The sequence below is a fragment of the Methylopila sp. Yamaguchi genome (assembly GCF_002897035.1).
Taxonomy (GTDB): Bacteria; Pseudomonadota; Alphaproteobacteria; order Rhizobiales; family Methylopilaceae; genus Methylopila.
The window spans coordinates 1-23,157 of record NZ_BAUX01000025.1 but is presented as its reverse complement, the minus strand read 5'-3'; the positions used below and the strand labels follow the sequence as shown (position 1 = coordinate 23,157).

The 23,157-nt window shown below is 70.6% G+C and carries 23 protein-coding genes and 1 pseudogene; 8 read left to right on the top strand and 16 right to left on the bottom strand.

Annotated features, from left to right (window positions below):
* Window positions 1–53: 53 nt before the first annotated feature.
* The 5 genes and pseudogenes from METY_RS21540 to hemC all read right to left on the bottom strand — a co-directional run bounded on the left by METY_RS21540 (window position 54) and on the right by hemC (window position 5,088).
* Window positions 54–848, bottom strand: a complete 795-nt coding sequence (locus tag METY_RS21540; protein WP_244593760.1) for a hypothetical protein — start codon at window positions 846–848, stop codon at window positions 54–56.
* A 562-nt stretch (window positions 849–1,410) separates the two neighbouring features.
* Window positions 1,411–1,746, bottom strand: a pseudogene (locus METY_RS21535) (heme biosynthesis HemY N-terminal domain-containing protein); the annotation flags it as partial.
* Window positions 1,747–1,758: 12 nt separating this feature from the next.
* Window positions 1,759–3,336 carry a hypothetical protein gene (locus tag METY_RS20000; RefSeq protein WP_103123153.1) on the bottom strand — a complete coding sequence of 526 codons (1,578 nt, stop codon included), beginning with the start codon at window positions 3,334–3,336 and terminating at the stop codon, window positions 1,759–1,761.
* Between the two features lie 61 nt (window positions 3,337–3,397).
* On the bottom strand, window positions 3,398–4,147 hold the full coding sequence (locus tag METY_RS19995) for a uroporphyrinogen-III synthase (protein ID WP_103123152.1): 750 nt from the start codon (window positions 4,145–4,147) through the stop codon (window positions 3,398–3,400).
* 11 nt (window positions 4,148–4,158) lie between these two features.
* Window positions 4,159–5,088 carry a hydroxymethylbilane synthase gene (hemC, locus tag METY_RS19990; protein ID WP_103123151.1) on the bottom strand — a complete coding sequence of 310 codons (930 nt, stop codon included), beginning with the start codon at window positions 5,086–5,088 and terminating at the stop codon, window positions 4,159–4,161.
* Window positions 5,089–5,292: 204 nt separating this feature from the next.
* On the opposite strand from hemC, the gene METY_RS19985 reads away from it, so the two are divergent.
* The 3 genes from METY_RS19985 (at window position 5,293) to METY_RS19975 (ending at window position 8,200) form a co-directional block, all read left to right on the top strand.
* Window positions 5,293–6,054, top strand: coding sequence for an alpha/beta hydrolase (locus METY_RS19985; protein ID WP_103123150.1), 762 nt, complete (start codon window positions 5,293–5,295; stop codon window positions 6,052–6,054).
* Between the two features lie 99 nt (window positions 6,055–6,153).
* Entirely contained in the window at window positions 6,154–6,927 is a 774-nt protein-coding gene (locus METY_RS19980; RefSeq protein WP_103123149.1) for a M48 family metallopeptidase, read from the top strand.
* A 70-nt stretch (window positions 6,928–6,997) separates the two neighbouring features.
* On the top strand, window positions 6,998–8,200 hold the full coding sequence (locus METY_RS19975) for a multidrug effflux MFS transporter (RefSeq protein WP_103123148.1): 1,203 nt from the start codon (window positions 6,998–7,000) through the stop codon (window positions 8,198–8,200).
* Between the two features lie 4 nt (window positions 8,201–8,204).
* Here METY_RS19975 and trmB read toward each other — a convergent pair whose 3' ends face one another.
* From trmB to miaB, 8 genes are all read right to left on the bottom strand, one after another.
* Window positions 8,205–8,894, bottom strand: coding sequence for a tRNA (guanine(46)-N(7))-methyltransferase TrmB (trmB, locus tag METY_RS19970; protein WP_103123147.1), 690 nt, complete (start codon window positions 8,892–8,894; stop codon window positions 8,205–8,207).
* A 43-nt stretch (window positions 8,895–8,937) separates the two neighbouring features.
* The gene (gene metK / locus METY_RS19965; protein WP_103123146.1) at window positions 8,938–10,110 is read right to left on the bottom strand and encodes a methionine adenosyltransferase; all 1,173 of its coding nucleotides are present in this window, start codon (window positions 10,108–10,110) and stop codon (window positions 8,938–8,940) included.
* A 96-nt stretch (window positions 10,111–10,206) separates the two neighbouring features.
* Entirely contained in the window at window positions 10,207–10,614 is a 408-nt protein-coding gene (locus METY_RS19960) for a helix-turn-helix domain-containing protein (protein ID WP_103123145.1), read from the bottom strand.
* Between the two features lie 142 nt (window positions 10,615–10,756).
* A complete protein-coding gene (lnt, locus tag METY_RS19955) occupies window positions 10,757–12,352 on the bottom strand; it encodes an apolipoprotein N-acyltransferase (protein WP_103123144.1) in 1,596 nt (531 codons plus the stop codon).
* 31 nt (window positions 12,353–12,383) lie between these two features.
* Entirely contained in the window at window positions 12,384–13,382 is a 999-nt protein-coding gene (locus METY_RS19950) for a transporter associated domain-containing protein (protein WP_103123143.1), read from the bottom strand.
* A gap of 4 nt (window positions 13,383–13,386) precedes the next feature.
* On the bottom strand, window positions 13,387–13,902 hold the full coding sequence (gene ybeY / locus METY_RS19945; RefSeq protein ID WP_103123142.1) for an rRNA maturation RNase YbeY: 516 nt from the start codon (window positions 13,900–13,902) through the stop codon (window positions 13,387–13,389).
* The gene (locus METY_RS19940) at window positions 13,899–14,969 is read right to left on the bottom strand and encodes a PhoH family protein (RefSeq protein ID WP_444849102.1); all 1,071 of its coding nucleotides are present in this window, start codon (window positions 14,967–14,969) and stop codon (window positions 13,899–13,901) included. The genes ybeY and METY_RS19940 overlap by 4 nt, the downstream gene beginning before the upstream one ends.
* Window positions 14,966–16,351, bottom strand: a complete 1,386-nt coding sequence (gene miaB / locus METY_RS19935) for a tRNA (N6-isopentenyl adenosine(37)-C2)-methylthiotransferase MiaB (protein WP_103123141.1) — start codon at window positions 16,349–16,351, stop codon at window positions 14,966–14,968. The genes METY_RS19940 and miaB overlap by 4 nt, the downstream gene beginning before the upstream one ends.
* Window positions 16,352–16,510: 159 nt before the next feature.
* On the opposite strand from miaB, the gene METY_RS19930 reads away from it, so the two are divergent.
* The gene (locus METY_RS19930; RefSeq protein ID WP_103123140.1) at window positions 16,511–17,572 is read left to right on the top strand and encodes an FUSC family protein; all 1,062 of its coding nucleotides are present in this window, start codon (window positions 16,511–16,513) and stop codon (window positions 17,570–17,572) included.
* Between the two features lie 10 nt (window positions 17,573–17,582).
* Here METY_RS19930 and METY_RS19925 read toward each other — a convergent pair whose 3' ends face one another.
* From METY_RS19925 to METY_RS19915, 3 genes are all read right to left on the bottom strand, one after another.
* The gene (locus tag METY_RS19925; protein ID WP_103123160.1) at window positions 17,583–17,996 is read right to left on the bottom strand and encodes a dihydrofolate reductase; all 414 of its coding nucleotides are present in this window, start codon (window positions 17,994–17,996) and stop codon (window positions 17,583–17,585) included.
* A 59-nt stretch (window positions 17,997–18,055) separates the two neighbouring features.
* Window positions 18,056–18,490 carry a GlcG/HbpS family heme-binding protein gene (locus tag METY_RS19920; protein ID WP_103123159.1) on the bottom strand — a complete coding sequence of 145 codons (435 nt, stop codon included), beginning with the start codon at window positions 18,488–18,490 and terminating at the stop codon, window positions 18,056–18,058.
* An 82-nt stretch (window positions 18,491–18,572) separates the two neighbouring features.
* Window positions 18,573–19,226, bottom strand: coding sequence for a pyridoxamine 5'-phosphate oxidase family protein (locus METY_RS19915; RefSeq protein ID WP_103123139.1), 654 nt, complete (start codon window positions 19,224–19,226; stop codon window positions 18,573–18,575).
* A 219-nt stretch (window positions 19,227–19,445) separates the two neighbouring features.
* Between METY_RS19915 and rimP the strand changes: the two genes are divergently transcribed.
* The 4 genes from rimP to METY_RS19895 all read left to right on the top strand — a co-directional run.
* Window positions 19,446–20,195, top strand: a complete 750-nt coding sequence (gene rimP, locus METY_RS19910) for a ribosome maturation factor RimP (protein WP_103123138.1) — start codon at window positions 19,446–19,448, stop codon at window positions 20,193–20,195.
* A gap of 5 nt (window positions 20,196–20,200) precedes the next feature.
* Window positions 20,201–21,823 (top strand): transcription termination factor NusA, encoded by a 1,623-nt coding sequence (gene nusA / locus METY_RS19905; protein WP_103123137.1) that lies wholly within the window; start codon window positions 20,201–20,203, stop codon window positions 21,821–21,823.
* A 20-nt stretch (window positions 21,824–21,843) separates the two neighbouring features.
* Complete coding sequence (locus METY_RS19900) at window positions 21,844–22,533, top strand: RNA-binding protein (RefSeq protein WP_103123136.1); 690 nt, start codon at window positions 21,844–21,846, stop codon at window positions 22,531–22,533.
* Window positions 22,530–23,157: translation initiation factor IF-2 associated domain-containing protein (locus tag METY_RS19895; RefSeq protein ID WP_200819747.1), on the top strand; the 628-nt coding region annotated here is incomplete at its 3' end. The genes METY_RS19900 and METY_RS19895, both read left to right, overlap by 4 nt.

Below are 23,157 nucleotides of genomic sequence, written 5' to 3'. Positions count from 1 at the left end.
GGGTCGCTCCTAAATGCGGCGCGGAGCGTCGTGGGACAAGGTGAGACGGCAGGCTAGAAGCTTGGTCGGTCCGCAGGAAACCGCTTGGTCGCGACCGCGTCGACAGGCTCTGCGGCGGCGGGGCCGGGATCGTCGGGCGCCCGGCTCAGCGGGAACACGGCCGCGGTGGGCTTGGCCGCCAAGGGCTTGGACGGCGCCGGCGTGACCGGCGTGGCGGCAGGAGTATGGCTCTTCGGGGGTGGAACCACCTCGACCAGTCCCGGTTTCGCCGGCTCGGCCTTCGGCGCTTCGACTTTCGAGACCGGCTTGGGCGCGGCCGCCTGAGCGGGCGGCGGCGCATCCGCGGGGTCGATCAACTCGGGCATCTTGCGCGGCAGCACCGAAGACGGCGCGCTGGGCGCGATCATGCTGGCGTCGGCGCCCGGCCGCTGATCCAACCAGGCGTCCGCGGCGAGCTTGGGACGCGTCTCCTCGACCGGGACCTTCCAGACAAAGGCGTCGAGCCGGCCGGTGACGGGCGAGACGGGCGCCCATGTGTCGCTCGCCACGCCGTCGGCGACCCAGGCCGGATCGCGCGCCGCGCGCAAGGCCCGGGCGAGCCACTGGCGTGCGCTGCCGGTGTCGCCGTTCTCGATGTCCTCGAGCTCCGCCATCAGCAGGCAGGCGCGCGCGGTCGGACGGATCGAGATGAGCTTGTCGGCGGCCGCGCGGGCGGTCTCGAACTCGCGGGCCGCGATCGCGGCGCGGGCGACCGCCAAGAGTCCCTCCGGGTCGTCGCCGGAGCGTTCGGCGAGGGCCTTGGCGCGCTTCAGTTTGGCGAGCGCCGGGTCGCCGGGCTTCGCATGCACGTAGACCTCGGCGAGATCGGGGTGGGGCCTTGGCCCAGGTCGTCTCGACGATCTTCGCGGCCTTCCGCGGGTCGCCCTGCTCGGCGAGCAGACGCCCGGCCAGCGCCGCCGCGGGCACGAAGTCCGGCGCGAGCCCGTGCGCCTCACGGGCGCGCTTCACGGCGAGCGCGGGATCGGCAGCCGCGCCGTCGGTCGCTTGTGCGGTCAGCAGCACGGCGCGCCGACGCTTCACTTCGGCCTTGTCCATCAGGCGGTTGGCGGATAGCCGCTCCAGCGTCGAGAGAGCTCCGCCCCAGTCGCGCTCGGCGCACTGGAAGTCGAACAGCGCCTGGCCGGCCCAGGGGGTCTCCGGCGACTGGCGCGCGGCCTCCTCGGCCAGAGCCTTGGCGCCCGCGCGATCCCCGCGACGCTCGGCCTCAACGAACAGCCCGCGCAAGCCGAGCGAGCGGGTCTCGGGCGAATCGGTCATGGCGCGGAAGGCGGCCTCAGCCCCGGTGCGGTCGCCGGCGAGCTGCGCGGCCTGCGCCGCAAGCACCAGCGTCAGCGGCTCCTTCCCGAGCAGGCGCCGAGCCTCCGAGGCCTCGCGCCCGGCCTGACGGGCGTCGCCTGTGCCCACCGCCACCACGCCGCGCGCGATGGCCTTGTAGCCCTTGGCGCGGCGCCGATTGCGCCGGAACAGCGCAAAGGCCTCGGGTCCGGCAAGGATCCAGCGCATGACGTTCCAGAGAACGACGGTGGCGCACACCAGCGCCGCCACGAAGGCGAGCGCGACCGCAACGCTGGTCTCGACGCGATAGCCCTGCCAGGTGAGCACAAGCTCGCCTGGACGGTCCACGACCCAGACGGCGCCGAAGGCGAAGACCCCGACAAGAGCGAGGTAGATCAGAACGCGAACCATGCTCGATGGACCTCAGTCGGTGGCGCCAAGGCGCGCAAGCGCGGCGGTGCGGGCAGTGGCGACGGCCTCCTCGGCCGCAAGACGGGCTTTCGCCTTGTCGGCCCAAGCGGCCGTAGCGGCCTTGGCGTCCGGATCGAGCGCCTCGATGTCGGCAAGCGCCCCCTCGAGATCGCCGGCGGAGGCCTTGGCGGTCACCCGGGCGCGGACGTCCGCCGGCGCCGATCCCGCCGGAGCGGTCGCGGGCGTGACCTTGACCACCGAGCCCGCACTCGCGACGAGGCGGTCGAAGACGGAGGCGTCGGCGGCGGGCTTGAGCGGCGGCAGCTTCGCCATCACGTCCCGAAGCTCCGCGCCGAGCGCGGCCTTCGTGGGCGCGCCGCTGGCCGCATAGGGCTCGAGCGGCGCGACGTCGCCGCCGGCCGCCTTGGCGGCGGCGAGTTCGGCCGGGAACGGCCGGCCGGCTGCGACGGCCTGGTCGATGGCGGCGAAGGCGGTGACCAGTCGCGCCGCAGGATCGCCCACCGGACGGGCCTTGAGCGCGGCGTCGAGCGCGGCGATCTTCTCGTTGAGCGGCTTCACCGCAGCGTCGATCCGGGCGCCGAGTTCGGCGATCGCTTCGCGGGTCGGCGCGTCGGCGATCTTGGCCTCCAGGCCATCGACGCGCTTCGCGAGGGCGTCGACGGCGGCAGGGTCTATGGTCGGCGCCTGTTCACGACCCGCGAGGCCCCGGATTTCGCCCTCGAGGGCCGCGACGCGCGCACCGGAGCCGTCAATGGTGCGGGCGAGCTCGGAGATGCGGGCTTCGATGGCGGAGGTGTCGGCGGTCTGCGCGGTCTGGCCCGCACGTTCGCGAAGAGCGGCCACGTCACGGCCGACCGCGTCGAGCTTGCCTTCGACCGCCGCGACGCGGGTCGACTGAGAGCCGTCCCCTCCAATCAGCTCCTGGCCATAAAGCGCGACCACGCCCAGCGCGATCGCGGCGCCGAACAGCGCGGAGCCGGCAAGACCAAGGACCCCGGCGCCGCTGCGGGCCGGCGTCACAGCCGCTGCGACCCGGGTCGGGGCGCCTGTTTCCGCCGGCTTCGAATCGGCAGGCTTGGAGTCCGGAGACTTGAGGTCCGCCGGCTTGCCGGCCTCGCTCTTGCCGAGGTCGGCTTTTGGAGACTCGGATTTGGCGCCGGTCTTGGACGGGTCTTGCCCCGTGACGCCTGGCTTGGGTGCGCCGGATTCGGTCGGCTTCGTTCCGCCGAAGCTCGGGGTCGCGCCAGCGGGGCGGCTGCCGACGACCCCGGAAGAGGCCGGACCGGACGAGGCGGGATTTGCAGAGCTCGTGGAGGCGGGCTTGCCGTCGGCCGCCTTGATATTGGGGGAGCCTGCGGGCGACGCGCCCGGCTGCTGCGCGCTCGCCGAGGAGGCCGGGCTGGAAGGCTTGGGCGCGTCCTTAGCGTCGGCGGGCGCGGTCGTTGCGGAGGACTTCGCCGCGTCCTTGGGCGTCACGTCGGCGGCCTTCAGGTCGAGGGTCGGAGCCTTCGGCCGCGCGGAGGGCGCGCCGCCGCCGGTCGTTGTCTCGGGTCCTTTGGGGTCCGCCATAGGCCGCTCCTGACTGGTCACGGGAAGATGGGGCCGTCCGTTCCCGGGCGTCCGCCGCTACCTAATTAGAACGCTCGCCCCCGGATTGCGAGCGGGGGTCGATCACGCCGGCGAGCGCGTCGAGCAAGGCGGCTTCGTCCGGCCGCGCCGCGACCGCCACGGTCGGACAACCCGCTGCGAACAGAGGCTCCGCCACCCGCAGCGCCAACGCGGCGTGAGGGAGCGGACGGATCGCTTCCGTCAGCCCTGCGGCGGCCCCAAGCGTCAGGAACGTCTCGGCGATGCGGCGGGAGTGGTGCAGCACGGCGTCGATCTCTCCGGCGGAAAGAGCGGTCCGCGCGACCTCGGGCAGAGCGGAGGCGGCGGCCGCCCGATAGAGCTCCACGACGTCAACCGTATGGCCGTGCGCGGCTAGCGCGCCGGCTACGTCGAACGCGCGGTCGGCGCCGGCGGCGTGCAGAAAGCGCGCGGGCGTGGGAAACAGCGCGGAGGCGTCCGCCACCAGCGAGCGGCCGTCGCCCTCGGCGACGTGCACGACGGAGAAACCCACCTCGCGGCCGGCCTCCGCGGTGCGATCCCCGACGGCGATCAGCGGAACCTCGCGCAGTCGCCCGATCTCCCGCCGGTCCTTGAGCTTGCGCAGGCCGTTGGCGCTGGTCGCGAGCACGGCGTTATAGGCGACGTCGGGAACAGGGGCGTCGAGGGTCTCGATCGTGAGCACGGGCGCAAGAACTGCTGTCATTCCGCGCGCCTCGAGCGCGCGGGCCGTGCGTACCGCAGCGCGTTCCGGGCGAAGCACGAGGACCTTCATCGCGGGCGCCGTCAGCCGAAGGCCGCAAGCAGATCGGCGGGCGTGCGCGCCTTCACGTCGCGGCCGAGCTCGGCTCCAAGCCGTGCGGCGTCCGCCGGGTCGCCCTCGATCACGCCTTCCACGGTGCGGGCGCCGTCGATGGAGAGCACCAGTCCGCGGAACCGGAGCCGGCCCTCTTCGGCGCGCGCGAGGCCTGCGATCGGCGTGCGGCACGAGCCGTCGAGAACGGCCAGGAAGCTCCGTTCGCAGGCGAGAGCAGCCGCCGTCGCCGCATGGTCGAGCGCGCGCAAGGCCTGGCGGGTGGCGTCGTCATCCTCACGCGCCGTCACCGCGATCGCGCCCTGCCCGAGCGCCGGGGGAAAATCGTCGACGTCGAGGATCTCGGTGGCGTGGCCCTGAAGGCCGAGGCGGGTCAGGCCCGCGAGCGCGAGGAGGGTGGCGTGGGCCTCGCCGCGCCCGAGCTTGTCCAGTCGGGTCTGCACGTTGCCGCGAAAGGAGACGACCTCGAGATCGGGCCGGAGGCGGCGCACCAGAGCCGCGCGGCGAAGCGAAGCGGTGCCGACGATCGCGCCCGCTGGCAGCTCGTTCAGCGTCCGCGCCGACCCGCCGATCAGCGCGTCGCGCACGTCGGCGCGCTCGAGCGTCGCGAAGAGGTCGGTGCCGGGCGCGAGTTCGGTGGGCAGGTCCTTGGCGGAATGCACGGCGAGGTCGACGCGCCGGTCGAGCAGGGCCTCGTCGATCTCCTTGACGAACAGGCCCTTGCCGCCGGCCTCCGACAGCGGCCGGTCCTGGATGGCGTCGCCCGTGGTCTTGATGGTCACGATCTCGACCGCCTCCGGCGTGAGGCCATGGGCAGCGATCAGGTCGTCGCGCACCCGGTTCGCCTGCCAGAGCGCAAGCGGGCTGCCGCGGGTGCCGATGCGAAAGCGTGGAGAGGTCATGAACGAGGGTCTTCCGCCGCAGAACGTCGCCCTGGGGGTTAGCAGCCTCCGCCGGGCTTGCGCAATGAGCCTGGGCCGAAGCGCGCACCGCTCCGGCCCCCTTGCGGGCCGCGAGGCGTGACGTCAGGGCCGTCCTGTGCCAAGCGTGCGCGCCATGATCTTTCGCACGCTGCGAGGATCGTCTGAGCACAGCGAGGCGAGCGCATGCCCGAGATCACCTCCCTCAGCCTGACGGTGGGCGAAGGCGCGGAGGCGCGCGAGATCGCGCTGCTGGTGCGGCCCGGGACCGGGCCCTGCGTGGTCTGGCTCGGCGGTTTCCGCTCCGACATGACTGCGACGAAGGCGACCGCGCTGGATGCCTGGGCGGCAGAGAAAGGCCGAGCCGCGCTCCGGTTCGACTACTCCGGGCACGGTGGTTCGGGCGGGCGGTTCGAGGACGGCACGATCGGCTCCTGGACCGAGGACGCGCTCGCGGCGATCGAGGCGCACGCCGGACCGGCGCCCGTTCTGGTCGGCTCGTCGATGGGCGGCTGGATCGCGCTCCTGGTCGCGCGGCGCATGGCGCGGCCCCCCTCCGGCCTCGTGCTGATCGCGCCGGCCGTCGATTTCAGCGAGGCGCTGATGTGGGACCGATTCTCGGAGGAGGTTCGCGCCGAGATCCTGGAGACCGGCCGTTGGCTGCGCCACAGCGACTATGCGCCTGAGCCGTACCCGATCACCCGGCGGTTCATCGAGGAGGGCAGAGACCATCTGCTGCTTGGCGGTCCGATCCGCGTGGGCGCGCCGATCCACATCCTGCAGGGCATGCGCGACCCTGACGTGCCGTGGGAGCACGCCCTGCGCACGGTCGAACGCCTCGCCGAGGACGACGTGGTCGTGACCTTGATCAAGGACGGCGACCATCGCTTGTCGCGCGACGAAGATATCGCGCGCCTGCTCGAAGCCGTGGACGGCGTCGCGAGCTGAGGATGAAAGGGTCGCGCAGCCGGAATCCGCGCGGCTAAAGTCGGCGGCGACGCTGATTCGCCGCCTTTCCGGCGGTCGGCCCACCACCGTCCGGTCGCCATGTCGCTGTTCCGCGCCTTCCGTGCCCTGCCGCTTCTGGCGCGTCCCGACGCGCGCCTGCACGACGGCGCGTTGCGCGTCGACACCCGGCTCGGCGAGGTCGCGATCGCGGTCCGGCGGAACCCCCAGGCGCGGCGGATGACGCTCCGGGTGCGCTCCGCCGCGCGCGACGTGACTCTGACGCTGCCGGCGCGCACGTCGCTCGCCGCCGCGCGCGATTTCGTGGAGCGCCACGTCGGCTGGATCGAGCAGCGTCTCGCCAGACTGCCGGAGCGCGTGCCCTTTGCCCAGGGCGAGATCATCCCGCTGCGGGGAGAGCCGCATCGCATCGTGCTGAAGGAGAGCGTCCGCGGGCTCGTGCGCGTGGAGCCTGGCCTGCGGGGAGACACGCCGGTCCTCGCGGTCTACGGCCTCGCCGCGCACGCGGCGCGCCGGCTCGGCGACTTCCTGAAGCGCGAGGCCCGCGACGACCTCACGGAGGCGGTCCGGCGCCACGCCGCGGCGCTGGGCGTGACGGTCGGACGGATGACGATCAAGGACACCAAGAGCCGCTGGGGCTCGTGCTCGGTCGCCGGCGATCTCGCCTTCTCCTGGCGGCTCATTCTGGCGCCGCCTTACGTGCTCGACTATCTCGCCGCCCATGAGGTCGCGCACCGCAAGGAGATGAATCACGGGCCGCGGTACTGGGCGCACGTCGCGCGCATCGTTCCCGATTACGACCGGGCGGAGGCCTGGCTCAAGGCCCACGGGGCGACGCTGCACCGGTACGGCTGAGCCGTCGCGCCTCGACCTCGCCGGCGCCCGGCCTATCTGCGCAGCCTTCCGCCTCGTCTTCCGGCGTCCGATGCATCTGCGGCCCGACACATTCGCTCTCACGTGCCTGCTCGCGCTGCTGACGGCGGTCGGGCCGCTTGCGATCGACATGTATCTGCCGTCGCTGCCGCATCTCACGGCCGCGCTCGGCGCGAGCCCCGCCGAGGGTCAGCTCACGCTCTCGGCCTTTCTCCTTGGGTTCGCCGCGGGCCAGATCGTCTATGGCCCGATGTCGGACGCGCGAGGCCGCAAGCCGACGCTGATCGCAAGTCTCGCCCTGTTCACCTTCGGAAGTGCGCTCTGCGCGCTCGCGCCCTCGATCGAGATGCTGATCGCGGCCCGCTTCGTGCAAGCGCTGGGAGGCGCGGGGCCGGTCGTGCTGGCGCGCTCGATCGTGCGCGATCTCTACTCCGGGCCCCGCGCGGCCCGCGAGCTTGCGCGGATGGCGACGATCCTCGGCGTGGTGCCCGCGGCGGCGCCACTGATCGGCGGCGTGCTCGAAACGACCTTCAACTGGCGCGCCACCTTCGTGCTGCTGACCGTCGTGCTCGCCTTCGAAATGCTGGTCGTCGCGCTCCTGCTGCCGGAGACGCTCCGGGCGCGAACCACCGGCGCGCTCAGCCCGCGCACGGTGCTCGCCAGCTACCGCATGCTGCTGCGCCACAAGGGGTTTCTGTCCTATCTCGGGCTGACCGTGATCGCCTTCGGCGGCTTGTTCGCCTACATCTCGACCTCGTCGTTCATCCTCCAGTCGGTCTACAAGCTCTCCGAAATCGCCTACGCCGCAGCCTTCGCGATCGGGGTAATCGGCTTCATCGGCGGCACGCTCGCCGCGGGGCCGCTGGTGAAGACCCGCGGGCTCGACGGCGCGATCGGCCTTGGCGCCTGCGCCGTCGCGTTCGGCGGCTGCCTGATGCTGGCCCTCGTCACCCTGGGGCCGGGGTCTCCGGCCGAGGTGGTCGCGCCGATGATGATCTATCTGTTCGGCGTTGGACTGGTGATGCCGCAGAGCATGGCGTCCGCGCTGCAGCCGTTCCCGGAGCGGGCCGGCGCGGCCTCATCGCTCGTCGGCTTCAGTCAGATGGCGTTCGGAGCGATCGTCGGCGTCGCGCTCGGCCGCACGCTCGGCGTCGGCGGCGTGCTGCCGCTGCCGATCACCGTCGCCTTCTTCGGGGTGGCGACGCTGGTGCTGTTCCGGCTGTCGCGCGCGGCCCGGCGCGGAACCTCGGTCTGAAGCGTCAGAGCCGGCGGAAGATCAGATAGCTCCCGCGCCGCCCTTCGCGGATCGCCTTCGCCTCGTAGCGCGTCCCCGGCCATCCGGCCCAGGGCTCACGCCAATCGGCGGCGCGCCGCGCGGTCCATTCGAAATCGTTCGAACGGCGCGCGTGCTCCAGCGTCCAGGCGACGTAGGTGTCGATGTCGGAGGCGAAGCGGAACGGCGCGCCGGGCTTCAAGACGCGGGCGATGCGGCCGAGGTTCTGGTCCGAGACGAAGCGGCGCTTCCAGTGGCGCGTCTTGGGCCAGGGGTCGGGATAGAGCAGGTCCACCCGCGTGAGGGACGAGGGCGGCAGTCGGTCGAGCAGCTGCGTCGCGTCGTCGTCGTAGAGACGAACGTTGCGCAAGTCCCGCTCGGCGACGCCAGCCAGACCCTTGGCGAGACCCGAAAGGAAAGGCTCGACTCCGATGAAGCCGACGTGCGGGTTGGTCTCCGCCTCATGCAGCAGATGCTCGGCGCCGCCGAAGCCGATCTCGAGGCGCACCTCGGACACCGGCGTCTCGAACAGCCGCGTCAGATCGTCGGGAATCTGGTCGAGGTCGACCTTCAGCCGGGGAAGGTCGTCCTCGATCCGCGCCGCGCGGCCAGCCCGCAACGGCTTGCCGCGGCGGCGGCCGAAGAAGGAGCCTTCATAGCGCGTGTCGTCGGACATGGGACGTTCGATCGCTCGCGCGGAAAGGGACTTCGGTCCGAGCTCAGCCGAGCGCGGACTTCAACGCCTCGGCGAGGTCGGTCGCCTCCCACGAGAAGCCGCCGTCCGCGTCCGGCGCGCGACCGAAGTGACCGTAGGCGGCGGTGCGCGCGTAGATCGGGCGGTTGAGCTGCAGCTTCTCGCGGATGCCGCGGGGCGACAGGCTCATCGCCTCCCCAAGGACCCTTTCGAGCCTCGCCTCGTCCACCCGGCCGGTGCCGTGCAGATCGACGTAGATCGACAGGGGCTGCGACACGCCGATGGCGTAGGACAGCTGGATCGTGGCCCGATCCGCGAGGTCCGCCGCGACGACGTTCTTCGCGAGGTAGCGCGCCGCGTAGGCGGCCGAGCGGTCGACCTTGGTCGGGTCCTTGCCCGAGAAGGCGCCGCCGCCATGGGGAGCCGCCCCGCCGTAGGTGTCGACGATGATCTTGCGGCCCGTGAGGCCGGCGTCGCCGTCGGGACCGCCGATGACGAAGGAGCCTGTGGGGTTCACGTGCCAGATGGTCTCATCGGAGATCCAGCCGCCTGGGAGAGTCTGGCGGATGTAGGGCTCGACGAGGGCGCGAATGTCGGCGGAGGTCTGGGCCTCGTCGGTGTGCTGGGTCGAGAGCACGATCGAGGTCACGCCGACCGGGACGCCGTTGGCGTAGCGCACGGTCACCTGACTCTTGGCGTCAGGTCCGAGCGTCGGCTGCTCGCCGGAGTGCCGGATTTCGGCGAGGCGCTTTAGGATCTTGTGCGCGTAATAGATCGGCGCCGGCATCAGCTCCGGCGTCTCGCGGCAGGCGTAGCCGAACATGATGCCCTGGTCGCCCGCGCCTTCGTCCTTGTTGCCGGAGGCGTCGACGCCCTGCGCGATGTGCGCGGACTGGGCATGGAGGTACACGTCGATTTCGGCGGTCTTCCAATGGAAGCCGTCCTGTTCGTAGCCGATGTCCTTGATCGCCGCGCGCGCGGCCTCGACGATCTGGTCCTTGGTGATGCTGTCGGGGCCGCGCACCTCGCCGGCGATCACAACGCGGTTCGTGGTGGCGAGCGTCTCGCAGGCCACGCGCGCCTCGGGCATGGCGCCGAGGTAGATGTCGACCACCTCGTCGGAGATCCGATCGCAGACTTTGTCCGGATGACCCTCGGAGACCGACTCGCTGGTGAACAGGTAATCAGCGCGCGCCACAAGCGGCCTCCTGCGACAGAAAAGGGAGACAAAACCGTCCGGTAGGCCGAACGGTTTTGTTCCTCGCAGAAGCCATGCGGACGGTCAAGAAGGCGTTCAAGCAGCGGGTTCGGCGAGCGCGGAGACTAGGTCCACGATCTTGCGACGGACCTTCGGGTCCGCGATCCGAACAAACGCCTTGTTCAGCTGAAGGCCTTCGGTGGTGGTCAGGAAGTCCACCACATAGTCGGAGCTCGGAGCCTCGCCGAAGCCGGGCTGGCCCTCCGCCTGCGCGCCGGGCGCGTCTTCGAAGAAGTACGACACCGGCACGCCCATCACCGTGGCGATCTGCTGCATCCGGCTGGCGCCGATGCGATTGGTGCCCTTCTCGTACTTCTGAATCTGTTGGAACGTGATGCCGAGAGCTTCGCCAAGCTTTTCCTGGCTCATGCCGATCAAGACACGACGCATTCGTACCCGGCTGCCGACGTGCTTGTCGACCGGGTTCGGCGTCTTCTTAATCATCGAATTCTCCTCGCACACTTGAGCGTGCGGCGTCGCCCCCGCCGAACCTGCTTCGTTTCGCTTTGCGCATGCGCTAGCGCAGAAAGATCAAAACGCGCGACGCGAACAACGTCCGCAACTCTGATCTTGCCACGTTTCCCTGTCAAACGCGGGAACGCTTTATGCATACAACGACCAAAAACACCACTGGGAGCAGAAGGAAAAGCCAACCCCCGGTACGTGAGTACAGCGTGGCGGCTATTGGACGCGGCAGCCGCGCGTCGACTGTCCCACGTTGACCCAACGGCAGGGACGCGACGACCCGCCCATAGGCGTCGACCACCGAGGACACCCCGCCATTCGCCGAGCGGACCATCGGCAGACCCTGCTCGACCGTTCGGACACGGGCTTGGGCCGCATGCTGATAGGGGCCGGGGGTGCGGCCGAACCAGGCGTCGTTCGTGACGTTCAGCAGGAAGTCGGGCCTGTCCCCGCCGAGGATCTCCTCGGGAAAGATCGCTTCGTAGCAGATTAGCGTCCGAAAGCGCGGTCCCTGCGGCAGCGCGATCAGGTTTGCGCGCTCCCCCGAGGCGAAGCCGCCCTGCAGGCGCGTCAGCTGCTCAAGGCCGATCGCCTCCAACCAGGACTGCAGCGGCAGGTACTCCCCGAAGGGCACCAGGTGAATCTTGTCGTAGGTGGCGAGGATCGAGCCGTCGTCGCCCACGAGATGCAGCGCGTTCCAGAAATCGGCGCCCTCTCCGTCCGGGCGCCGCTCGCCGCGCACCGAGCCTGTCGCGAGCGTGGCTCCCGGCGCGAGGCTTCGTCCAATGCGGTCGAGGGCGTCCGGCGCGCGCGATAGCAGGAAGGGAAAGGCGGACTCCGGCCACACGGTCAGCGTCGCGTCGGCGAAGCCCCGCGCTTCCGGCGAGCGCGCCTCGTCCGACAGGGCGAGGTAGGAGTCCATGATGGTGTCGCGCGCCGCCTCCTGCGTCTTCAGGTCCTGCGGTATCTCGGGCTGCAACGCCCGCACCGTGACCCGCGGGTCGAACTCGGTCTCGCCCGCGAGCGTGAGGCGCGCGGCGCCGAAGACGGCGAGGCCGGCGAGCGTCGCCGCGGCGAGGCCGACGAGGCCGAGCCGCGGTCGCAGGTCGCCGAGGACCGCGGGCGCCGCGAAGATCGCGAGGCTCAGGAAGGTCAGGCCCTCGACGCCGATCACGGAGGCGAACTGGCCGAGCCACAGCTGGTCGGCGAGCACGTAGCCGAAGGAGTTCCAGGGAAACCCGGTGAGGATGTGGCCGCGTGCGAGCTCGGAGAGGCCGAGGCCGAGCGCGAAGGCGAAAACCCGCCGCGCGCCGCCGCTCCACAGCAGTCGGGCGAGCGCGAAGCCGGCGGCCGGAAACAGCGCCAGACCCATGGGCAAGCCGACGACGGCGAAAGGCATCAGCCAGCCGAACACGTCGGCGTCCACCAGGAAGGCCGATCCCACCCACCAGAGGCCCGCGAGAAAATAGCCGAAGCCGAAACACCAGCCGATGCGGGCCGCGGCGAAGACGCTGCGGAGCCGCGTCGCGCCGGAGGCTCCGTCGATCAGCCAGACGGCGACGGGAAGGGTGAGGGCGAGCGCCGGCCAGACCGAGAACGGCGGCATGGCGATAGCGGACACAGCGCCGGCGACGACGGCGACCAAGGCGCGCCGCCAGCCCGAAAGCAGCGTCACCCGTTCCGCGCACGACGATAGGACCTCGAGACGGCGCGGCATGGCGGTCGGGCTCTTTGGTGTCGGGAACGGCTCAGGCCGCGTCCGCGGCGCTCCCCGAGGTATCCGATTCGTCCGATGCGCGCGCGGGGTCGGTTCCGCCGCGTACGATGCGCACCGACACGACTCGTCGCGGATCGGCCTTCAGCACCTCGAGCCGATGCCCGCCGGGGCCGGCCACCACGTCTCCCTCGGCCGGCACGCGGCCGGCCAGCGTCACGATCAGCCCGCCGAGCGTGTCGACCTCGTCGACGAAGTTGGAAATGTCGAAGGCCGGACCAACCGCCTCCGCCACGTCCTCGAGCGCGGCGCGGGCGTCCGCGACGAAGCCGCCTTCGCCGTCGGCCGCGATCCGCACCTCTTCCTCGTCGTCGTGCTCGTCCTCGATGTCGCCGACGATGGTCTCGACGATGTCCTCGATCGAGACGAGCCCGTCGACGCCGCCGTACTCGTCGACCACGAGCGCGAGGTGGATATGCAGCGACTGCATCCGCACGAGCAGATCGGTCGCGGCCATGGAGGGCGGCGCGTAGATCACCGGCCGGATCAGGTCGGCGTCGCCGATGCGCGCTGTGACGTCCACTGTCGTGAGGTCGAGGGCCGTCCCTTCGCCCGCGGAGCCGCGGGCGATAACCGCAAGCGCGTCCTTCACGTGGATCATGCCGCGCGGCTCGTCGAGCGAGCCCTGGTGCACCGGCAGCCGCGAATGCCCCGCCGCGGCGAAGGTCGCGAGCAGTTGGCCGAGGGTGATGTCGTCGGACACCGCCACGATTTCGCTGCGGGGAACCATCACGTCGTCGACGCGCGTGCCCCGCAGACCGAGCACGTTGCGAAGCAGCACCCTCTCCTGGGGCGAGACGGAGAGATCGGTCTCGTCCGTCTCCTCCAGCGCCTCCGCGAACTCTTCCCGCAGCGTCTGCGGCGCGCCGAGCCCGACGAAGGCCCGCAATCGCTCGATCCAGTTGTCGGAACGCCCGTCGGACTCGCGGCCGTGGGGGGCGCGTTCGCGGGCGGGGGTGTCGGAGGAAGACATGGGGTCAGACCGTTCGGAGAGTTTCAGGCGCGTCGGCGTAGGGGTCGGCGACCCCGATGCGAGCGAGGGCGCGGGTCTCGATCGCCTCCATCTCCTCCGCCGCGGCGTCGACGACGTGGTCGTAGCCGAAGAGATGCAGCACGCCGTGGACCACGAGATGGGAGAGATGGGCGGAGAAGGTCTTGCCTTCGTCCTCGGCCTCGCGGGCGACGGTCTCGTAAGCGAGGATCACGTCGCCGAGCATCGGCGCGTCGGCCATCTGGTCCGGCTCGAAGGCCGGGAAGGTGAGCACGTTGGTGGGCGTGTCCTTGGCCCGCCAGGCCGCGTTGAGCTCACGCACGCGCGCGTCGTCGGCGAGCGTCACCGCGAGCTCCGCGGCCGGGAGAGCGTCGAGCTCCGCCTCGTCGAAGGCGGCGAGCACCGCGGCCGCCACAAGCTCCTCCGCGTCGGGGAGGGCGTCCCAGAGTTCGCTGTCGCGCACGATTTCGAGCGCGACGGGGGGAGATCGATCCGGGCTCATACGCTCGGACTCTCGTGCGCGCCCTCGTAGGCGCGGACGATCCGCGCGACGAGCTCATGGCGCACCACGTCGGCGGCGGAGAAGCGCGTCACGCCGATGCCCTCGACGTTCTCAAGCAGGCCCACCGCTTCGGCCAGCCCCGACACCTGACCTGGCGGCAGGTCGATCTGCGTCGGGTCGCCGGTGATGATCATGCGGCTGTTCTCGCCGAGCCGGGTGAGAAACATCTTCATCTGCATGGACGAGGTGTTCTGCGCCTCGTCCAGGAGCACCACGGCGTTGGCGAGCGTCCGACCGCGCATGAAGGCGAGCGGGGCGATCTCGATCATGCCCGAGGTCATGCCGCGTTCGACCTTTTCGGCCGGCATCACGTCGTAGAGCGCGTCGTAAAGCGGGCGGAGATAGGGATCGACCTTCTCCTTCATGTCGCCCGGCAGGAACCCGAGGCGCTCGCCGGCCTCAACCGCGGGACGGGAAAGGATGATGCGGTCGGCTTCGCCGCGCTCGATCAGCGCGGCCGCCCAGGCGACTGCGATGTAGGTCTTGCCGGTGCCGGCGGGGCCGGTCGCGAACACCAGCTCGTGGCGCCCGAGCGAGCGGATGTAGGCGTCTTGGGCCGCGGTGCGGGCGACGATGGTTTTCTTGCGGGTCGCGACCTGGGCGAAGCCGGGACGCGGGCCGTCGCCGTCCGCTGGAAACAGCTGCCCCTGCGACGCCGCCATGCGGATCGCGCCGTCGACGTCCCCGAGCGCGACGGACTCGCCGCGCTTCACCCGGTCGTAAAGGCTCTCGAGCACCTTGCGGGCTTGGCGGCAGGCCTCGGCCGGGCCGCGCAGCGCCACGTGATTGCCGCGCACCGTGGCCTCGACGCCGAGCCTGCGCTCCAGGAACGCGAGGTTCTGGTCGTGGCTGCCCATCAGGCTCGAGGCGTGCCGATTGTCGTCGAAGGCGATGGTGACCTCCGCCGGCGAGGATGTCTCGCGCGCGAAGCCGGGCTTGCGGGGAGACGGCGCAGCCGCGTTCGCCCGCAATGGATCGAAACCTTTGACGGTGCTGTCCGCGCTCAAGCGGTCGCCTCCGCGGGCTCACGACGGGTTTCGCGCACGCCGCCCGCGGGCGCGGCGAACAAGCTGTTGGCGCCGACGTCGGTCACCACGGCGTCGATCACGTCGCCGAGGTTAGCGCCCGGAGCGACGATCTGCACAGGCTGAAGATAGGGCGAGCGGCCCGCGAGCTGGCCCTCATGGCGTCCCGGCCGGTCGAGCAGCACGTCGATGCGGCGGCCGACCAGCGAGCGCGCGAAGGCCGCCTGCTGCGCCGAGATCAGCGCCTGCAATCGCTGCAGCCGCTCGTCCTTCACCGCCTCCTCAACTTGGCCGGCCATGTCGGAGGCCGGCGTGCCGGGCCGCGGGCTGTATTTGAAGGTGAAGGCACTGGCGTAGTCCGCCGCGCGGGCGATCGCCATCGTCGCCTCGAAGTCAGCGTCGGTCTCACCAGGAAAGCCGACGATGAAGTCTCCCGAGAGCGCCAGGTCCGGCCGGGCGGAACGAACCTTGCCGATCAGCCGGAGATACTCGTCGGCCGTGTGCTTGCGGTTCATGGCGGCGAGGATGCGGTCGGAGCCGGACTGCACGGGGAGATGCAGGTACGGCATCAGCTTGGGCAGGTCGCGATGGGCGGCGATCAGGTCGTCGCCCATGTCCCGGGGGTGGCTGGTGGTGTAGCGCAGCCGCGCGAGGCCTTGGATCTCGGCGAGGCGCGCGAGCAGGCGCGCCAGCGACCAGGCCCGGCCGTCCGGTCCCTCGCCATGGAAGGCGTCCACGTTCTGGCCGAGCAGCGTCACTTCGCGAACGCCGGCGGCGACCAGACGCTCGGTCTCGGCGACGATCTGCGCCACCGACCGGGAGGCCTCCGCGCCGCGGGTGTAGGGCACCACGCAGAAGGTGCAGAACTTGTCGCAACCTTCCTGCACGGTGACGAAGGCCGTGACGCCACGGCCCCGGATGGCCTTGGGGGCCGGCCGCGAGAGGTGGTCGAACTTGTCCTCGACCGAGAACTCGGTGTCGACCGGGCGACGCCCCTCCGCCGCCTCGCGCAGGAGCTCCGGCAGGCGGTGGTAGCTCTGCGGCCCGACCACGAGGTCCACGACCGGCGCGCGCTTCAGGATCTCGGCGCCTTCGGCCTGCGCGACGCAGCCGGCGACCGCGACCTTGGGCCGGCGCCCGGTCTCCTGCTTCATCTTCCGGATGCGGCCGAGCTCCGAGTAGACCTTCTCGGCGGCCTTCTCGCGGATGTGGCAGGTGTTGAGGATGATGAGGTCGGCGTCGTCCGCCGACTGGGTTTCGACGTAGCCCTCGGGCGCAAGCGCGCCGGCCATGCGCTCCGCGTCGTAGACGTTCATCTGACAGCCGTAGGATTTGACGAAGAGCTTGGGAGTGTGGGCTGTCATTCCAGAACGGTCTTTGAAGCTCCGCGGGGCGGCGGAAGCCGCCCGTTCGAACCCAAGCTTTAGCCCGAAACCGCGTGGGAGAGAATAGCGGAGCGCTGATCTTGCGGGTCTGCGCGCCGGCGCAGGTCGCGCCATAACGTCATCGACGGGACATATTCGATGCGCCTCACCTTCGCCGACCGCCACGCCGCCGACCTGAAGTTCGCCGCGAAGGTCGCGGTGGCCTCCGCGTCGGCTTTCGTCGCGGCCACGCTGCTCTCGCTGCCGCAAGGCTACTGGAGCGTGATTTCGGCGCTCATCGTGGTTCAGACGAGCGTGGGAGGCACGGTGGCCGCGGCCCAGGAGCGGGCGGTCGGGACGGTGGTCGGCGCGATTGTCGGCGGAGCCGCGGGTTTCCTCCATCCGCAGTCGCTGGTCGCGACGTCGGTCGTGCTCACGGCCACAGTCGCGTTGCTGGCGTTCGCGGCCGCGGGGCGGCCCATGCTGCGGCTGGCGCCCATCACGGCGGCGATCCTGCTGGTGGCGACTGCGAACCAGTCGGGCGCCCTGGTGGTCGCGGCGGAGCGGGTGGCCGAGGTGCTTCTCGGCTGCGCCATCGGCGTGGCGACCACGCTGATCGTGTTTCCCGCGCATGTGGACCGGGATCTCGCCCGCGAAGCGCGCGGCGTGGCGAAGGACATCGCTGCGTTGCTCCGCGGGGCTCCCACCCGCCGTCGCGGGCCGGAAGGCGCGCATGCGCTCCTCGGCGCGCAAGACGCGATCCGGCGCAAGCTGGCGGCGCTGGAGAAGACGGTGGCCGACGCCCGCCGCGCGCCCGGCGCTCGATCGGGCGCGGAGGGGCGGGCGGCGCTCGCCCGCACGCTCTGGCGGGTCCGCAATGACGCTGTGGCGGTGGAGCGCGCCTTGAACGCGGCGCCGGACGTCACCCGCCGGCTGGTCGGGCCGCTGGCCGACGCCGTTATTCTGGCGGCCGCCGACATGCTCGACAGCGTCGCCGCTGGCCGGGACGTGACCGTCGAGCGCGACGAAGCCGAGGCGCGGCTCGCAGCGCTCGACGACGCCGTGGCGCACCTCCGTGATGGGGAGACCGTCCGACTGATCGACGTCGCGGCCGCGGTGCCCACCATGGGGCTTGTGTTCGCGCTCAGGAACCTCGTCGGCAACCTGGCGGATCTGTCCGATCGGCTCGGCGAGGCGAAGGAGCGGCAGGCGGTGGAGTAAGCGTCGCAGCTCAGAATTCCAGCGCCTGACCCCCCGCAAGCAGCCAGGCCGGATCGAACCAGCGGTCCGCTTCGCCGTCATAGGGCAGGCGGTTGATGTCCCAGTGTCGGATGTACGGCGCGTAGGCCCCCCAGGCGACGGGACCGCCGCCGACGTACACGATCCGGTCGGGGAAGCGGGCGAGCACCTCGCGCGGCTCCATCGTGCGATCGGTGATGAACAGCGTGCGGTCGCCGCGGGCGAACTCCGGGATCGCCTCGATCGTTTTGCGCCCTGCGATCAGCACATGGCCGCGGGTGATGTCGAAGAAGCGCGCCACGTCCTCGACGAAGGGCGCTCGGCGGTCGCCCTCCCAGGGTAGCACGCCATTGAGCCCCATTTGGCCGCGGAGGCCGATGGCGCAGATCGAGCGGACGTCGGGCATGGGCTTGGGGCCTCCTCGGCGCGGCGCGGTCGCCGCGCCGACGGTCTTACGGCGTTCGCTCAGGTCCTCCAAGGGTGCGCGGGGAGCTCCGACGAGCCCAGCGCCTCGACGCCCGCGGTCGCAACCGCATGGTCGTTCTCGACCGAACTGCCGCTCACCCCGATCGCGCCGATCATGACGCCGTTCTCATCCACGATCGGCAAGCCGCCGGGGAAGGTGATCAACCCGCCGTTGGAATGCTCGATCCCGAACAGCGGCGCGCCGGGCTGCGACAGCTTGCCAATCTCGCCGGTGGGCATCCCGAAGAACACGGCGGTCTTCGCCTTCTTGATCGCGATGTCGATGCTGCCGACCCAGGCGTCGTCCATGCGGTGGAACGCCTTGAGATCCGCGCCGGAGTCGACCACCGCGACGCACATGAAGGTGTCGATCTCGCGGGCCTTCTGGATCGCCTTGGCGATGGCGGCTTCGGCGTTCTCTAGCGTGACGTGCATGACGCGCTCCTGCTCTTTGATGGGAGCGGCCAACTAGGGCGGGTCCGTCGGGCAGCGACCGCGACAAAGGAACGACGGGGCCTCAGGCGTCGCCGGTCACGAGCTTCGCTTCATAGGACGGGAGGTCGAGCAGGCCTTCGCCTTCCGCCCGCGCGCGCTCCTCTTGGGGCAGCGCGTCCTGCACGATGTCGAGCCGCTTCCACGCGGCGAGCGGTGTGGTCTTGCCGGCTTCCGGCACGTATTTCGAGGTCTCGACCCGCACATGCTTGTGGATGTAGCGCGGGCAGTTGACCCAGGACTTGCTCACGTCGACTCGGACCACGTACTTCGCCTCCGGCCAGGCGCCGATCAGCGGATCCTCGCGCTCTACGCGCGCCGTTCCCTGAACGCGCAGGCGGTGGGGCGTCTCGAAATCGATGAACAGCAGACCGACTTTGGCCTGCCCCGCGACGTTGCCCATCGAATAGAACATCCCGTTGCCATCGAAGCCGGGAAAGGCGAGCGCGTTCGGCCCGAGCACCTTCACCACGCCGACTGGCCCGCCCTTGTAGGAGACGGTCGGCATGCCCTCGGGATCCACGGTCGACAGGAAGAAGTAGTCCCGCGAGGCTACGAAGGCCGCGTCCTTGTCGCTCAGCGCGTCCGTCACGTGATGCTCGTCCAGGAAGCCCGCGAGCTTTGTCGAGCCGAACTCGTCCTGCAAGGCCAGATGCTCGGCCGAATACAGCGAACCCATGATCCGTTTCTCCCTATGAGGCTTATCGTTGTTGGGCGGCATGACTGCACGGCCGGCCGGCGGCTGTCCATTGGAGCCCGGGAACGCCGCGCCCTTGCGATCCGGGCGCAAGCCGCGTATATCCGCCTTACTCAATGACATCGTCGACTGGCTCGAATGAGCCTTCGAGGGTGGGTCCTCCCGGGCCCGCTCCCAAACCTTGTTAGCCGAACGGACTCCATGGCAGACGCCATCGCGACTGAGATCGACAGCCCCCTCGACGAACCGCGCCTCGTGACCGAGAGCGGCGTCGACGCGCGTGTAGCCTCGATCGTCGGTCCGACGCTGATGGATCTCGGGTTCCGCCTCGTGCGCGTGAAGTCCTCCGGGCGGAACGGCTACACGCTCCAGATCATGGCGGAGCGCCCGGACGGCACCTTCACGGTCGACGACTGCGAGGTCGCCTCCAAGGCGATTTCGCCGGTGCTCGACGTCGAGGACCCGGTCGACAAGGCCTACCATCTTGAGCTCTCGTCGCCGGGCATCGACCGGCCGCTGGTGCGGGTCTCCGACTTCGCCCGCTGGGCCGGCCATCTCGCCAAGGTCGAGATGGAGATTCCGGTCGACGGCCGGAAACGCTTCAAGGGTTTCCTCGAAGGCGTCGCCGGCGACAAGGCGATCCTGCGCCGCGACGACGCGGCCAAGGACGAGGTCGCCCGGGTCGAACTGCCGATCGCCGACGTCGGCGAGGCGCGGCTGATCCTGACGGACGAGCTGATCCGCGAGGCGCTGCGCCGCGCCAAGGCCGCGGGTCGGGCGCCGGAAGACGCCGACGAGGACAGGCCGATGACGGACGACGGCGCGCCGTCTCCGGCTGCGAACGACGAAGACACTGACGCCGCTGCGCCGTCCGGCGCGCGGCCGGCCCGCCGGTGGAGCGGGAATGCGAAGGGGAACGGCGCAAAGCCGGCCCCTAAGGGACGGAGGTGACGTCAATGGCGGTCAGCGCCAACCGGCTCGAACTGCTGCAGATCGCCGAAGCGGTCGCTCGCGAGAAGGTCATCGACAAGAGCATCGTGCTCGAAGCGATGGAGGACGCGATCCAGAAGGCCGCGCGTTCGCGCTACGGCCAGGAGACCGAGATCCGCGCCGAGATCAACCCGAAGTCGGGCGAGATCCGGCTGTCGCGCCTGATGCTCGTCGTCGACCAGGTCGACAACGACAACATCGAGATCGCCGTCGAAGACGCGCGCAAGCGCAACCCCGCGGCGCAGCCTGGCGACTACATCGCCGACACGCTGCCGCCCTTCGACTTCGGCCGCATCGCCGCGCAATCTGCCAAGCAGGTGATCGTGCAGAAGGTGCGCGACGCCGAGCGCGATCGTCAGTACCAGGAGTACAAGGAGCGCATCAGCGACATCGTCAACGGGCTGGTGAAGCGCGTTGAATACGGCAACGTGATCGTCGACCTCGGCCGCGGCGAGGCCATCGTGCGTCGCGACGAACTGCTGCCGCGCGAGATGTTCCGCCCCGGCGACCGCGTCCGCGCCTACGTCTACGACGTGCGCCGTGAGCCGCGCGGGCCGCAGATTTTTCTGTCGCGCACGCATCCTCAGTTCATGGCGAAGCTGTTCGCCCAGGAAGTGCCGGAGATCTACGACGGCGTCATCGAGGTGAAGGCGGTCGCCCGCGACCCCGGCTCGCGCGCCAAGATCGCCGTGATCTCGCGTGACGGGTCCATCGACCCCGTCGGCGCCTGCGTCGGCATGCGCGGCTCGCGCGTGCAGGCCGTGGTGCAGGAGCTTCAGGGCGAGAAGATCGACATCATCCCGTGGTCGCAGGACGCGGCCACCTTCATCGTCAACGCGCTGCAGCCGGCGCAGGTCGTGAAGGTCGTCCTCGACGAGGACTCGGAAAAGATCGAGGTCGTGGTTCCCGACGACCAGCTCTCGCTGGCCATCGGCCGTCGCGGCCAGAACGTGCGCCTCGCGTCTCAGCTCACCGGCTGGGACATCGACATCCTGACCGAGGCTGAGGAGAGCGAGCGGCGCCAGAAGGAATTCACCGCGCGCACCCAGGCCTTCATGGAGGCGCTCGACGTCGACGAGACGCTCGGCCAGCTGCTCGCGGCGGAAGGCTTCGCCTCCGTCGAGGAGCTCGCCTATGTCGAGCCGTCCGAGCTCGCGACCATCGAGGGCTTCGACGAGGACATGGCGGCGGAAATTCAGGCCCGCGCCCAGGACTATCTCGCCCGCATTGAGGCCGAGCACGACGCGAAGCGCATCGAACTCGGCGTCGACGACGCGCTGAAGGAGGTGCCCGGCGTCACCACCGCCATGCTGGTGGCTCTCGGCGAGAACGACGTGAAGAGCGTCGAGGACCTCGCGGGCTGCGCCACCGACGACCTGATCGGCTGGATCGACCGCTCCGGCCCCGAGCCGAAGCGTGAGGCGGGCGCGCTCGACGGCTTCGACCTGTCGCGCGACGAGGCGGAGGCCATGATCATGGCTGCGCGCGTCAAGGCGGGCTGGATCGACGAGGCCGACCTGGCGTCGACCGAGCCGGAAGCGGCCGAAGGCGAAGAGGCTTACGTCACGGACGGAGAGGCGCGGGTCTGAGCGGAGCGAACGAGGCGGACGTGGCTGAACGCGAGGACGACCGCAAGGCGCCGGAGCGCACCTGCGTCGCCACGCGCGAGGCGAAACCCGTCGAGGAGCTGCTACGTTTTGTCCGGGCGCCGGACGGGACGGTGGTTCCGGACCTGAAGCGCGAGCTTCCCGGCCGGGGCGTGTGGGTGACGGCGACGGCGGACTCGGTTCGCCTCGCCCTGAAGAAGAAGGCGTTCGCCCGCGGTTTCAAGGACGGCGCGATCTCGGTCGATCCCGCGCTGGACGCGAGCGTGCGGGAATTGTTGGAGCGCCAAGCGCTCGCGATGCTCGGCTTCGCCAACAAGGCGGGCCGAGTGATCTGCGGCTTCGCGAAGGTCGAGGCGGCGCTCGCCAAAGAGCCCGTCCTGGCGCTGGTGGAGGCGAACGACGCGGGAGCCGACGGCCTCCGCAAGCTGAGACAGACCGCCACGCGGCTCGGGAAAAGCTCGGGCCTGCGGGTGATGAGCCTGTTTCGCTCAGGTCAATTGGACTTGGCGTTGGGGCGGTCGAATGTGGTACATGCAGCGCTGCTCGCAGGTCCGGTCAGCGCCGCCTTCCTCGCGCGATGCGACGCGCTCGCGCGGTATGAAGGCGTAAGCGGCGACGGACCTCCTCCGACGGACGCCGTCGGAGCGACAGTTACAGGCGCGGGCGAGCCCGCGGGAACGGACAAGGCATGACGGATACGAAAAACACGGGCGACAAGACGCTGACCGCTTCGCCGAAGACGCTGACGTTGAAGCGTTCGTCGGAGCCGGGCGTCGTGCGGCAGAGCTTCAGCCACGGGCGCACCAACGCGGTGGTCGTGGAGAAGGTGAAGCGGCGCACGCTCGGACCGGGCGAGACCGCCAAGACGCCGGCATCGGCGCCGACGCAGGCGTCGGCTCCCGCCGCGCCGCGGCCGGCTGCGTCCCAGACCTCCGCCGCGAGCGCGCCGCGTCCCGCGGCGCCGCAGTCGCCAGCGAACCCGCAGCGTCCCGCGCAGGGCGGACGTCCGAGCGGTCCGTCGCGCGGCGGCGGCCCCGGCGGTATGGTGCTGCGCACCCTGACCAGCGACGAGATGGGCGCCCGCGCCCAGGCGCTGGCCGGCGCGCGCGTCCGTGAAGCTGAGGATCGCAAGAGGGCCGAAGAAGAGGCTCGCGCGCGGATCATCCGCGAGGCGAACGAGGAGCGCGAGCGTCTCGCCGCGGAAGCGCGCAAGCGCGAGGAGGACGCGCGCCGGGCTCAGGAAGACGAGGCGAAGCGCCGCGCTGAAGCCGAGGCCGCCAAGCGTCTCGGCGATCAGCCGCCGGCCCCGACCTTCT

Excerpts from the sequence above, each read along its gene's own strand:
- METY_RS20000 (WP_103123153.1), bottom strand. The coding sequence starts at position 3,336 with ATGGCGGACCCCAAAGGACCCGAGACAACGACCGGCGGCGGCGCGCCC.
- METY_RS19995 (WP_103123152.1), bottom strand. The coding sequence starts at position 4,147 with ATGAAGGTCCTCGTGCTTCGCCCGGAACGCGCTGCGGTACGCACGGCC.
- hemC (WP_103123151.1), bottom strand. The coding sequence starts at position 5,088 with ATGACCTCTCCACGCTTTCGCATCGGCACCCGCGGCAGCCCGCTTGCG.
- METY_RS19985 (WP_103123150.1), top strand. The coding sequence starts at position 5,293 with ATGCCCGAGATCACCTCCCTCAGCCTGACGGTGGGCGAAGGCGCGGAG.
- METY_RS19980 (WP_103123149.1), top strand. The coding sequence starts at position 6,154 with ATGTCGCTGTTCCGCGCCTTCCGTGCCCTGCCGCTTCTGGCGCGTCCC.
- METY_RS19975 (WP_103123148.1), top strand. The coding sequence starts at position 6,998 with ATGCATCTGCGGCCCGACACATTCGCTCTCACGTGCCTGCTCGCGCTG.
- trmB (WP_103123147.1), bottom strand. The coding sequence starts at position 8,894 with ATGTCCGACGACACGCGCTATGAAGGCTCCTTCTTCGGCCGCCGCCGC.
- METY_RS19960 (WP_103123145.1), bottom strand. The coding sequence starts at position 10,614 with ATGATTAAGAAGACGCCGAACCCGGTCGACAAGCACGTCGGCAGCCGG.
- lnt (WP_103123144.1), bottom strand. The coding sequence starts at position 12,352 with ATGCCGCGCCGTCTCGAGGTCCTATCGTCGTGCGCGGAACGGGTGACG.
- METY_RS19950 (WP_103123143.1), bottom strand. The coding sequence starts at position 13,382 with ATGTCTTCCTCCGACACCCCCGCCCGCGAACGCGCCCCCCACGGCCGC.
- ybeY (WP_103123142.1), bottom strand. The coding sequence starts at position 13,902 with ATGAGCCCGGATCGATCTCCCCCCGTCGCGCTCGAAATCGTGCGCGAC.
- miaB (WP_103123141.1), bottom strand. The coding sequence starts at position 16,351 with ATGACAGCCCACACTCCCAAGCTCTTCGTCAAATCCTACGGCTGTCAG.
- METY_RS19930 (WP_103123140.1), top strand. The coding sequence starts at position 16,511 with ATGCGCCTCACCTTCGCCGACCGCCACGCCGCCGACCTGAAGTTCGCC.
- METY_RS19925 (WP_103123160.1), bottom strand. The coding sequence starts at position 17,996 with ATGCCCGACGTCCGCTCGATCTGCGCCATCGGCCTCCGCGGCCAAATG.
- METY_RS19920 (WP_103123159.1), bottom strand. The coding sequence starts at position 18,490 with ATGCACGTCACGCTAGAGAACGCCGAAGCCGCCATCGCCAAGGCGATC.
- METY_RS19915 (WP_103123139.1), bottom strand. The coding sequence starts at position 19,226 with ATGGGTTCGCTGTATTCGGCCGAGCATCTGGCCTTGCAGGACGAGTTC.
- rimP (WP_103123138.1), top strand. The coding sequence starts at position 19,446 with ATGGCAGACGCCATCGCGACTGAGATCGACAGCCCCCTCGACGAACCG.
- nusA (WP_103123137.1), top strand. The coding sequence starts at position 20,201 with ATGGCGGTCAGCGCCAACCGGCTCGAACTGCTGCAGATCGCCGAAGCG.